At 59.0% G+C, this 12,025-nt stretch carries 3 protein-coding genes; all 3 read left to right on the top strand.

Annotation, left to right across the window (positions count from 1 at the left end; genetic code table 11):
* Positions 1-21 precede the first annotated feature (21 nt).
* Positions 22-10,434, top strand: coding sequence for a hemagglutinin repeat-containing protein (locus AACV02_RS28290; RefSeq protein ID WP_256680476.1), 10,413 nt, complete (start codon positions 22-24; stop codon positions 10,432-10,434).
* Between the two features lies 1 nt (position 10,435).
* Positions 10,436-11,032 carry an imm11 family protein gene (locus tag AACV02_RS28285; RefSeq protein ID WP_119738323.1) on the top strand — a complete coding sequence of 199 codons (597 nt, stop codon included), beginning with the start codon at positions 10,436-10,438 and terminating at the stop codon, positions 11,030-11,032.
* A 527-nt stretch (positions 11,033-11,559) separates the two neighbouring features.
* Positions 11,560-11,844 carry a hypothetical protein gene (locus AACV02_RS28280; RefSeq protein WP_119738321.1) on the top strand — a complete coding sequence of 95 codons (285 nt, stop codon included), beginning with the start codon at positions 11,560-11,562 and terminating at the stop codon, positions 11,842-11,844.
* The last annotated feature ends 181 nt before the right edge of the window (positions 11,845-12,025 follow it).

The raw sequence follows: 12,025 nt of genomic DNA, 5'->3' as shown, positions 1-12,025 counted from the left end.
TGCTGCAACGAGAATCTGAAAATGGATGTTCGCCACTTTGCCTTTCTGGCCCGCCAACCTTCTGCTGCCCTGAAGCGCCGGGACGCGTTCCTTGGCCTGCCCAAGCGCGGCCTGGTGCTGATTCTGGCCAACGCGCTGTTCTGGCAGCCGTTGCTCGCCCAGGCCGAAGGCATTGTGGTCAGCAACCCGGCCACCAGCGTCGGCCAGGCCGGCAATGGCGTGCCGGTGGTGAACATCGCTGCGCCCAATGGCAGTGGCTTGTCCCATAACCAGTTCAAGGACTACAACGTCGGCCCCAACGGCGTGATCCTCAACAACGCCACCGGCGCGGTGCAGAACACTCAGCTCGGTGGCTACATCGTCGGCAACCCGAACCTCAAGGGCGGCGCGGCCAACGTCATTCTCAACGAAGTCAACGGCGGCAGCCCCAGCCAGCTGCGCGGCTACACCGAAGTGGCGGGCCAGTCGGCCAAGGTCATCGTCGCCAACCCGTACGGCATCACGTGCAGTGGCTGCGGTTTTATCAACACGCCCAACGTGACCCTGACCACCGGCAAACCGGTGATGGACAACGTCGGCCGTTTGGACCACTACCAGGTCGACGGCGGCGCCGTGACCATCGACGGCGAGGGCCTGAACGCCAGTAACGTCGACCGCTTCGAAATCATCACCCGCTCGGCCAAGATCAACGCCCAGATCAACGCACGCGAGCTGGCCGTAATCGCCGGGCGCAACGACGTCGATGCCAAAAGCCTGAAAACCACCGCACGCGCCGACGACGGCAGCGCCAAACCCGAGCTGGCCATCGACTCCAGCGCGCTGGGCGGCATGTACGCCGGCGCGATCAAACTGGTGGGCACCGAAGCCGGCGTGGGCGTAAAGCTCGACGGCACGCTGGCAGCCAGTGGCGGGGATATTCAGCTTGATGCCAATGGGCATTTGAGCATGGCGCAGACCGCTGCCAGCGGCGCGGTCAACGTCAAGGCCGCGAGCCTGGACGCCAAGGGGCCGGTGTACGCCGGCACGGCACTGGACGTGCAAACTCAAGGTGATCTGACCAACCGCCAAAGCCTGGCCGCCCGTGACCGCATTGCGCTGTCCAGCGGCGGCACGTTGACCAACAGCGACATTATCGAAGCGGGCGTCAACGCTGATAACACCCGCAACGCAGCGGGCGACGTCAGCCTGCGCGGCAAGACCGTCAACAACACCGGCACCAATGTCATCGCCAGCCGTACGTTGAGCGTCGATGCCCAGACCCTGAACAACCAGGGCGGCACCTTGAGTGCAAAACAGCACACGCAGATTACGGCAGGCACGGTCGACAACCAGAACAAAGGCCGCATTCTTAGCAACGGCGGCCTGGCCGTCACGGCCGATCGCCTGCAGAACACCCAAGGTGGGCTGGTCACCAGCAACGGTCCGCTGACCGCGGTTGTCGGTGAGTTGCATAACCAGGGCGGCGAAGTCTCCAGCCTGGACACCGCAGCGCTGACGGTCACCACCCTCGACAACGTCGCGGGGCTGGTCACGGCGGGTAAGGCGTTGAGCCTTAACGTCGGTAGCCTGAACAACCAGGGCGGTCTGGTCACCAGCCAAGGCTTGGTCAGCGTGGCCGGTAACAGCCTGGACAACCGTGAAAAAGGCTTGGTCGCCGGCGTCGAGGGTGTGCAGGTCACTGTCGCCAACATCGACAACCGCAACGGCGAGCTGTCCAGCCGTGCGGGCGTGCAGGTCACCGGTACGCAACTGGATAACAGCGATGGCGGGCTGGTGATTGCCGGCAGCGGCGCAGGCCTGAATGTCGATCAATTGCTCAACCGCAACCAGGGCCTGATCAGCAGCGAAGGGCTGTTGAGCGTCACGGCGCGCAACGTGGCCAACAACGGCGGTGCGCTGTCCAGCGCCGGCCCGCTGACCCTCAACGCCCTTGGCGCGGTGGACAACCAAGGCGGCCGGCTGGTGACTGACGCCCGCCTGATCCTCAACAGCGCGAGTCTCGACAACAGCCAAAAAGGCACCCTGAGCGCACGCCAGGCCGCGCAGATCACCACCGCCGACTTGAACAACCAGCAAGGCGGCCAGATCACCAGCGCCGAGGCCCTGACCCTGGACCTCAACCGTGGTCAGCTCAATAACCAGGGCGGACTGATCAACGCGCCGCTGCTGATGCTCAACAACCTCAAGGATGTGCATAACCAGGGCGGCGAGATTTCCAGCAGCCAGGCGTTCACACTCACCGCCGACAACCTGGACAACAGCGGCGGCAAACTGCTGAGCAATACCGCGCTGACCTTGCGCATCGGCCAGGCCCTGGCAAACGTCAAAGGCATGATCGCCGCAGCGTCGGTCGACGCGCACGCCGCCAGCCTCGACAACAGCGGCGGCACACTCACCAGCCGTGGCGACACCGTACTCAACATTGATGGCCGCCTGACCAATCGCGACCAAGGCCTGCTCAACGCAGGCGCTGCCCTGACACTCAACAGCGCCGAGCTGGATAACCAGAATGGCTCACTGCTGGGCAGCGCAATTGCCCTGGACTTCGGCAACGCCACCGGCGACCTGAACAACACCGGGGGCCTGATCACCACCGCCGGCAATCTGACCATCAACCATCTGCGTGACCTGAGCAACGGCGGTGGCGAACTCTCCAGCGCGCAAACCCTGAACCTCAGCGGTCGCGCGTTGAACAACAGCAACGGCAAGCTGATCAGCAATAACCTGCTGCTGCTCAATGCCACAAACCTGATCAACCAGAACGGCTTGATGTCCGGCTGGCAGGGCCTGACCGTCAGCGGTGCCAACCTCGATAACCGCAACAACGGCACCTTGTCGAGCCGTTATGGCGACCTTAATGCCACGCTGACCGCCAGCCTGCTCAACAGCGGAGCGGGTGCGCTGGTGAGTCAAAAAGCGCTGTACGTGACCGCCGCCGAGCTGGACAACAGCAACACGGGCGTACTCTCCAGCGCCGCCGGCCAACGTCTCGACGTGGGCGGTTTGCTCAACAACGCCCAGGGCGGCGTGATCGACAGCGGCGCAGCCCTGAACCTGAACGCGCAAAGCCTGGACAACAGCGCCGGCAGCATCAGCGGCGGCACCGCCACCACCCTCGACCTGCTCGCGACCCTGACCAACACCAATGGGAAGTTGGCCAGCGGTGGTCCGTTGCTGATCAGCCGTGCCGCGCAGATCAACAACCAGGGCGGCCAGATCGCCAGCCAAGGTTTGTTGACCCTGCTGACTGGCGGCCTGGATAACCGCAACCGTGGCACCCTGGCCGCCAACGACCGCTTGAGCCTCACCGCCAGCGGCCTGGTGCAGAACGGCAACGACGGCTTGATCTACAGCCAGAACGCCGACCTCAGCCTCACGGCCAACCGCGTGGAGAATGGCAAAGGCACCGTGCAAAGCCAGGGCGGCATGACCGTCGACGTGGCCGACGCGCTGGACAACCAGAGCGGCAAACTGATCGCCCAGGCGGGCGATTTGAGTGTCAACGCCGCCAGCCTCGACAACCGTGGCGGCACCCTTGCCAGCCTCAAGGCCGCACTGCAAACCCGTGTGGTCGGCGTGCTGCGCAACGGTTATGACCTCAACAACAATCGTCAGGGCGGCGTGATGCAGGGGCAAAGCCTCAACCTGCAAGCCGGCAGCGTAGACAACTATGGCGGGCGCATCGCGGCGCAGGGCGGCAACGCACTGGTGACCACCGGCAATTTCGACAACCGCAACGGCGGGCTCTATGCCAAAGGCCTGATGCGCGTGGTCGGGCATGACGTTGATAACAGCGGCGACAACGACGGCCAGATTGCCGGTCAACAGATCGACCTGGACCTGAGCGGCGCACTTAATAACCGCCTGGGCATCATCGAAAGCGAAAGCACCCTCAAGGTGCGCGCTGCCAGCCTCGACAACCAGACCGGGCGCCTGCGTGCCCTGGGCACGGCGGGCACCACCGAATTCGCCATCGGTGGCCTGTTCGACAACCGCAACGGTGTGCTCGAAACCGCCAACAACGACCTGACCCTCAACGCCGGCAGCCTGCAGAACCTGGGCGGCAACGTACTGCACGTTGGCACCGGCACCTTCGGCATTGCCCCCGCCAACCTCAACGACGTGGGCGGCAGCCTGGTCACCCGTGGCGACCTGACCATCAGCCAGGGCCACTGGACCAACAGCAGCGTGATCCAGGCCGGGCAACTGACAGTCAACGTCGACACCCTCGACCAGACCGCCACCGGCCAACTGCTCGGCGCACGACGCTTCATCGGCAGCGGCGCCAACTGGAACACCCAAGGCCTGATCGCCAGCGACGGCACGCTCGACCTGACGTTGAGCGGCGCCCTTAACGGCAGCGGGCGCATCAGCAGCCTCGGCGACCTCAACCTCAGCGCGGCACAGGCCACCCTGAGCGACACGGCAAGCATCGCCGGCGGCGGCATCACTACCGCCAACATCGCCGGCACGCTCAACAACCGCGGGCGCATCACCGCCGCCACCGACCTGGTGCTTAACGCGGGCGCGATCAACAACTACGCGACCCTGGGCAGTGGCCAGCGACTGACCGCTACCACCGGTGCGTTACTCAACGACCACGGCCTGATCTTCAGCGGCGGCGACATGAGCCTGCGCGTCGACGCGTTGAACAACAGCTACGCCGACCTCTACAGCATGGGCAACCTGAGCGTCGACCGTGACGGCAAGGGCGGCCTGGCCAGCAGCATCGTCAACAGTTCATCGACGATCCAGAGTGACGGCAACCTCAGCCTGTCCGCCAACTCGATCAAAAATGAAAGGGCGGTACTGACCGTTAACGACGCGGGTGTCTATACCGCGTCCGCCACCGAAGGCACCTGCATCAAGTACGTCAATGCCGGTGACTGCCACGCCGGTGGTACGGGGCGCAACTACGTTTGGGAGCTGGTGACCCGCGACAAACTGGAAGTGACCGCCGCCAGTGCCGGTTCGAGCATCACCTCGGGCGGTAACATGACGCTGGCGGGCGGCGACTTGCTTAACAGCAGCAGCTCGATTGCGGCCGGCGGCAACTTCACCGCGCGCCTGAGCAACCTGGTCAACACCGGCATCGAAACCGGCGAGACCGAGACCTACCGGCTCTTTACATCGGCGCGCACCGAGCACCCAAGCGGCTGGTTCAATGCGGCTCGCGCACTGACCAATAAATACTGGTATCAAAGCCCTGGCTACAATCCCAATGACCTCGGTGGCCTGGAGGCTGCCGTGGCCAACTTCATCGGGATCATGGAGATCGAGCGCACCCAGTTCGGCAAAGTCACCAAAATCGCCAGTGATGACCAACGCTACGCCGCGGTGATTCAGGCTGCCGGCGCGGTGGACGTCAAGGCGCAAGCCGGTATCGACAACAGCGTGGTGCGCCTGGGCTACAACTACATCGGTGCGGGCGCCAAAACCACCACCGGCGCTACGGGCGCCAGTGGCGCAGCCGGTTACTCGACGCGCGTCACCCTTAACCAGCAACTGCCGCCTGACCTCGCCCAACAGCAGATCAACCCGCTGAGCCTGCCCGGCTTCACCTTGCCCAGCGGGCAGGGCGGGCTGTTCCGCCTCAGTGGCGAAAGCGCCAGCGCGCCGGCCAGTACCGGCCCGCAAGGCTGGACCCTCGGCGGCGGCGGTGTAGACCGCACGCCGGTTACCGGCCCGGTCGTACCCGGCAGCGGCACCTCGGCCGACGGCGTGGTGATCAACCGTGTGCAAGGCCTGCCAGACAGCCAGTTCGTCTCCAACCCACAGAAATACCTGATCGAAACCAACCCGCTGCTGACCAACCTCAGCCAGTTTTTAAGCTCTGATTACATGCTGTCCAAACTGGGCTACGACCCAGACCAGGCCCAAAAGCGCCTGGGTGACGGCCTGTATGAACAACGCCTGATCCAGCAAGCCGTGATCGCGCGTACCGGCCAGCGCTTCATCGATGGCCAGACCAGCGACGCCTCGATGTTCAAGTACCTGATGGACAACGCCATCGGCACCAAACAGGCGCTTAACCTGGCCGTAGGCGTGAGCCTCACCGCCGAGCAAGTCGCGGCCCTGACCCACGACATCGTGTGGATGGAAAACGCCACCGTCGCTGGCCAGCAAGTGCTGGTGCCCGTGCTCTACCTGGCCCAGGCCAACAACCGCCTGGCGCCCAACGGCGCACTCATCACCGGCAACGACCTGAACCTGGTCAGCGGCGCCGACCTCAACAACGTCGGCACCTTGCGCGCCACCAATAACCTGGCTGCCAGCGCCGGGCGCAACATGGTCAACAGCGGCCTCGTGCAAGCCGGCAACCGCCTCGACCTGCTCGCCGGCAACAACCTCACCAACCGCGCCGGCGGCATCATCGCCGGGCGCGACGTCAGCGTCAGCGCAGTGAATGGCGATGTACTCAACGAGCGCACCGTCACCAGCCACCAGAGCAGCAGCGGCTACCGCACCGAACGCACCGACTTCGTCGACAACGCCGCCCGCATCGAAGCCGCCAACACCCTCACCCTGCAAGCCGGGCGCGACGTCAACAGCACCGGCGGCGCCTTCAAAAGCGGCGCCGACCTGGGCGTTCAAGCCGGACGCGATGTAAACCTGGCCACCGCCGAACAGCGCAATGCCAACACCGTCAGCACCTACATGCGCAGCAGCAGCGCAAACCAGTACGGCACCGTGATCGAAGCCGGGCGCGACTTCCAGGTGGTGGCTGCGCGCGATATCAGCGCCATCGGCAGCCAATTGAATGCCACGCGTGATCTGGCGCTGGTAGCCAAGGGCAATGTGAACCTGGCGTCGGCGGCGAATGAACAGCATTCGGCGTTTAATTCCAAGAAGGTCACCAGCCAGGAAGACCACGTTCAGCAAGTCGGCACATCGTTGGTGGCCGGTGAGAACCTCTCCCTCAGTGCCGGCAACGACCTCGTGGTCAGCGCCAGCCGTGCGAGTGCCGGCAAGGAAGCCTACCTGTACGCAGGCAATGACCTGGCGCTGAACGCTGCGCAAGACAGCGACTACAGCTATTACCGCAAAACCAAAACCAGCAAAGGGTTGCTGTCCAGCACCCAGAAAACGCGCATCGACAGCAGTAACCAGATCAGCCAGCAGGGCTCTTCCATCAGCGCTGATACCGTGGTCGTGCGTGCTGGCCGTGACATCGGTACTACCGCCAGCGATGTGGTTTCTACCAACGCCACCAGCCTGATTGCCGGGCGCAATGTGGTGATTGATGGGGCGACGGAAACCTTTGAACAAAGCCATTCGTCCTCGACCAAAAAATCGGGCTTGATGAGCAGCGGCGGCATCGGCGTGACGTTGGGCTCAAGCAGCAACCAGAACACCTTCACCAGCAGCACCGAAACCACCCGGGCCAGCAACATCGGCAGTGTGCTGGGCAGTGTGGATATTCAGGCTGGCAAAGACCTGACCATACGCGGTTCTGACGTGGTTGCCGGTAAGGACATCAGCCTGGTTGGGCAAAATGTCAGCATCCTGGCTTCCGAGAACAACAACCGTAGCGAGCAGATCTCCAAGAGCAAAACCAGTGGTTTGACCCTGGCGTTGTCCGGCACCGTGGGTAGCGCGGTGGACTCTGCTTATAAGACCGCCAAGCAAGCCAAGAGCGAGGACGACGGCCGCCTCTCGGCGCTGCAAGGTGTGAAGGCGGGGTTGACGGGGGTGCAAGCGTGGCAGGCGGCGCAGCAGAATGGTGGCATGACCGGCGCTAACGCCGCGGAATTTGTCGGCATCGCCATCTCGCTCGGCTCGCAAAAATCCAGCTCCAAACAGACCCAGGAGCAGACGGCAAGCCAAGGTAGCAGCCTCACCAGTGGCAATAACCTCAGTATTGTAGCCGCCGGTAACGGCACGCCTGGCGCAGATGGAGACATCCGCGTTCAGGGCAGCAAGCTCCAGGCCGGTAATGAAATGCTGTTGGCAGCAGAGCGTGATATCCGCCTGGAAGCAGCCGCCAACACACAAAAACTCGATGGCAAGAACAGCAGTGGCGGCGGGGCCGTAGGCCTTAGCTTTGGGGCGAGTTCCAATGGTGCTGGCCTTAGCATCTTCGCCAATGCCAACAAGGGCACCGGCAGTGAGAAAGGCAATGGCACAACCTGGACGGAAACGACGCTGGATGCGGGCAAGCAAGTCAGCCTGATCAGTGGGCGAGACACCGTCCTCAAAGGTGCACAGGTCAGTGCAGATCAGATCAAGGCCGCGGTAGGCCGCGATCTTATGCTGCAAAGCCTGCAAGACACCGATGACTACAAGTCCAAACAAACCGATGTCAGCGGTGGCGCAAGTTTCACGTTTGGCACCATGACGGGCAGTGGTTCGCTCAGCATCAGCAAGAGCAAGATCGACTCCAACTATAAAAGCGTGCAGGAGCAAACCGGCCTGTTCGGCGGTAAGGGCGGCTATCAGATTGATGTGGGCAACCACACGCAACTCGATGGCAGCGTGATCGCCAGCACTGCAACAGCGGACAAAAACCGCCTGAGCACCGGCACCCTCGGCTGGAGCGTTTTGAAGAACAAAGCCGACTACACAAGCCAGTTGCAGAGCGCCAGCGTCAGCAGTGGCGCAAGCAGTGCGAACGCCTTCATCAGCAATATGCCTTCCGGTAGCTTGATCGCGTTCAATCATGGCGACAGTGACAGCGGCACCACGTCATCGGCCATTTCCAACGGTACTCTCGACATCCGCGACCCTGCTAAACAGCAGCAGGACGTTGCAACACTGAGCCACGATGTTGAACACGCCAACGGCAGCATCAGCCCGATCTTTGATAAGGAAAAAGAGCAGAAGCGCCTGCGCCAGGTGCAGTTGATTGCGGATATTGGTACTCAGGCAGTAGACATCGTTCGAACCCAAGGCCAGATCGATGCTGATAAAGAGGCGCGTGCTGAACTTGATAAGCGTGGCATCAAGGAACCTGGAAAAGATGCCAAAAAAGAGGACGTCGACGCCTACAAGAAACAACTGATTGCCACTGACGCTTATCAACGGATCATGGCGGACTACGGGGTCGGCGGCAATTACCCGCGTGTAGCGCAGGCGGTGACGGCAGCATTGCAAGGGCTGGTGGGAGGCGATATCGGTTCAGCCATTGCGGGCGCATCGGCGCCGTACATGGCGCAAGTCATCAGGAAAACCACCGGAGACAACGCTGTACTCAACACCATGGCGCATGCCGTATTGGGTGCGGTGGTGGCGCAGGCGCAAGGCAACTCTGCGGGGGCGGGGGCTGCGGGAGCTGCGACGGGTGAATTCATCGCCCATCAGTTGTATCCGGGCAAGAAGACAATCGAGTTGACGGAGGAGGAGAGAGAGACGGTTGTTGCACTTTCGGGTCTAGCAGCAGGGTTGGCTGGGGGGATTGCTGGTGGTGATCTGGGCGGTGCGGTTACTGGGGCAAAGGCGGGAAGCAATGCGGTGGAGAACAACTCCCTCAGTGATATTGCAGAAGCATTAGCCGCACGTAAGACACTTGAGCAGCAGGCTGAAGACCGCGTCAAAGCAGAAAACCAACACTACAAGGAGCAAAACTGCGCTGGCATGAGTGAGCAAGCGTGCTCGGTCAAGATGTATACTCAGCGGCGTGAAGAGCTCAAAGGTGCCCTGTCAGAGGGCGCAAATTTTTTACCAGTCATCGGCACGGTTAAAAGCGTAGCGGAGGCTGAGAGTGCACTTGATTACCTTGAGGTAGCAGCATCTCTTATTCCAGGTGAACGGATTATTTCCGGCACCCTGAAAATGGCACGCAAAGCTCTGAATAGGGGCGATATCAGCGAAGCATCGAAGCTGATTAGCAGCGCCAGTAATGAGATTCAGGGTGCAAAAACGATAGGAGAAATATCGCCCACCAGACCGCTGGCTTTACCTTCACCTGAGTTTAAGGTACCAAGTGAATATCGCCTGACTCGAAACGCAGATGGCACTGCCACCGTCGAAGGGCCCCGAGGTGGTTTGTACAACTCAACTGGGCGTTATACTGCCGATGGTAAGCCCGTGTACCGAGATAATAGTGGGGGATATGTCACTTTAGAGGGCGGAAGAACCAACGTTAGTGCACCAGTTAACTATGAGTCGATTCCGATACATCATATTTGTACTAATAAATGTACTTCTGGTGCGAATGGGCAGATCGCCTGGACAAAGGAGTATCAGCGCTTCTTTGATGGGGCAGATCTTAATATTAATCGAGCAACTGAAAATTTAGTTGCGGTGCCAGGGCATAGAGGGCCGCACCCCATAGAGTATCACCAGTATGTATATGGGAGTTTGGAACAGGCTACTCAAGGCTTAGCGCCTGGAACACCAGCCTATAAATCGGCTGTTACAAAGACGTTGGATGGAATTAAAAAGGAAGCAGTGATAGTGGGTAGTGAGGTTAATAAGTGGCTGACTAGGGATTGATATGAAATATTATTTGCTGCGTCAGGATCTTTCTATTTCCGAAAAGTGGGTGCTCGGCGATGTGAGGCATGTGGATAATTGGAACTTTAGTAATCCACCCCTTAATTTCATGGAGCCTGGCAGATATACGCTCGATGTCAGGTTCGACGGCGTTGAAATTGATTATTCTCTAGCGGGCTACGCGAGTGTTCCTGTTCTCAGTGAGAGAGCTCGAAATTCACTCATGGGTTTGTCTGAAGTCGATCAACCTTATCAAAATGTGGTCTTCGAGCCCGTTGATATCGAAGGGAAAAAAGTTTCGCAAAATTATTTTCTAATGATCATAGAAACACAAATAGATTGTGTAGATGAAGAGTCTTCAAAGTTTACAAAGTTTTCAGTGAATGATCCTGTGCGCCCAGACATGGCTGGTCAATACCGCGCGTTTTATAATTTGGCCATAGATGAGTCAAAAGTAGGTGATTTTCATATTTTTAGGATTAAAAAATATTTGGGTGCGATTGTAGTGAGCGAAGATGTGAAACTTCGATTTGAGGCAGCAGGAGTGGTGGGGGCGGTATTTGAGTCGGTTAATGGCGATAAGGTTACTGTTGCATAAAGAAAGGAGAAATAGGGGTCAGACCACGCTTTTCGTTTTTTAGAGTTCAGCAGCGTTGCTCTTTAAAAACATGATTTATTTTTTGTAATTATTCCAATCTGTTGGCCTGTTGAAGGGTGGCTAAGCTGTAAGCTCCTATCCAGTTAGGGGTTTATATGGCTCGCCGTCCTAGAGTTTTACTGCCGAGAAGAAATAGGGGTCAGACCACGGTTTTTTTCTTTACCCCCTGGATATATAGCGGTATCTCGCTGGGTTTCTGCTGACGAGATTCCTTATTGGATACAAAATGGAGGAACGGCTATTCCCAATGGCATTGGAGCTGGTGGACGTGTATATGTAACAATTCCGGGTGCGGCTAAGCCAGGCGGGACTGGTCCTGTACGGATAGACTTTGCCATTCCAGAAAAAGCTCTAAGTCAGGGAGGGAAGCCAGAATGGAAGCAAATTTTTCAACCAGCTCAGAGTACACCTGTTTATAACGTTAAAATAAATGTGCCCGATGGCGTCAAACTTCCAGGAGTGACACCATGAGTTATATTGATGTGGTTGAATTTGGATTGGTTATTCGTCGGCAAGAGCTATTATCTAAGTTAATAGATATTGATAGGTTGTCAGCGGTGCTTGAGTTTGATATGCCGCTTGATATAAGCGCTGATCTGGTTTCCTTTGGACCCTGTTTCGGTGGAGAGGCTGCGAATGAATTCATTCGCCGTTTGGAGGCGTTGGGCTTGCAATACGTTGATGATTTTTTTGTTTTTTCTGGGGACTTCCCGTTGTGGTGTAAATTTAAAGTAGCTATAAATAAAGGTTAGTTGGCAAAAAAATTATAGGTGCAAAAAGTATCGGTAATTGATATTTCATCTGGTAAAAAAGGCGCGGGGGCATCCTTGGAGCGAGATCTGTCTATGGCGACCCGTAAATTTTTCCAAAGTCGTGTAAGTAAAATTCATTCACATATCTACGAACTCTCACGGTCGAGTAACTAGGAAATAG

The sequence above is a fragment of the Pseudomonas sp. Larv2_ips genome (assembly GCF_963879675.1).
Lineage (GTDB): Bacteria > Pseudomonadota > Gammaproteobacteria > Pseudomonadales > Pseudomonadaceae > Aquipseudomonas.
The sequence above is the reverse complement of the archived record's forward strand: the minus strand, read 5'-3'. Positions and strand labels throughout refer to the sequence as shown.

What these genes read in the sequence shown, in the direction of transcription:
- AACV02_RS28285 (WP_119738323.1), top strand. Translation starts at nt 10,436, where the DNA reads ATGAAATATTATTTGCTGCGTCAGGATCTTTCTATTTCCGAAAAGTGG.
- AACV02_RS28290 (WP_256680476.1), top strand. Translation starts at nt 22, where the DNA reads ATGGATGTTCGCCACTTTGCCTTTCTGGCCCGCCAACCTTCTGCTGCC.
- AACV02_RS28280 (WP_119738321.1), top strand. Translation starts at nt 11,560, where the DNA reads ATGAGTTATATTGATGTGGTTGAATTTGGATTGGTTATTCGTCGGCAA.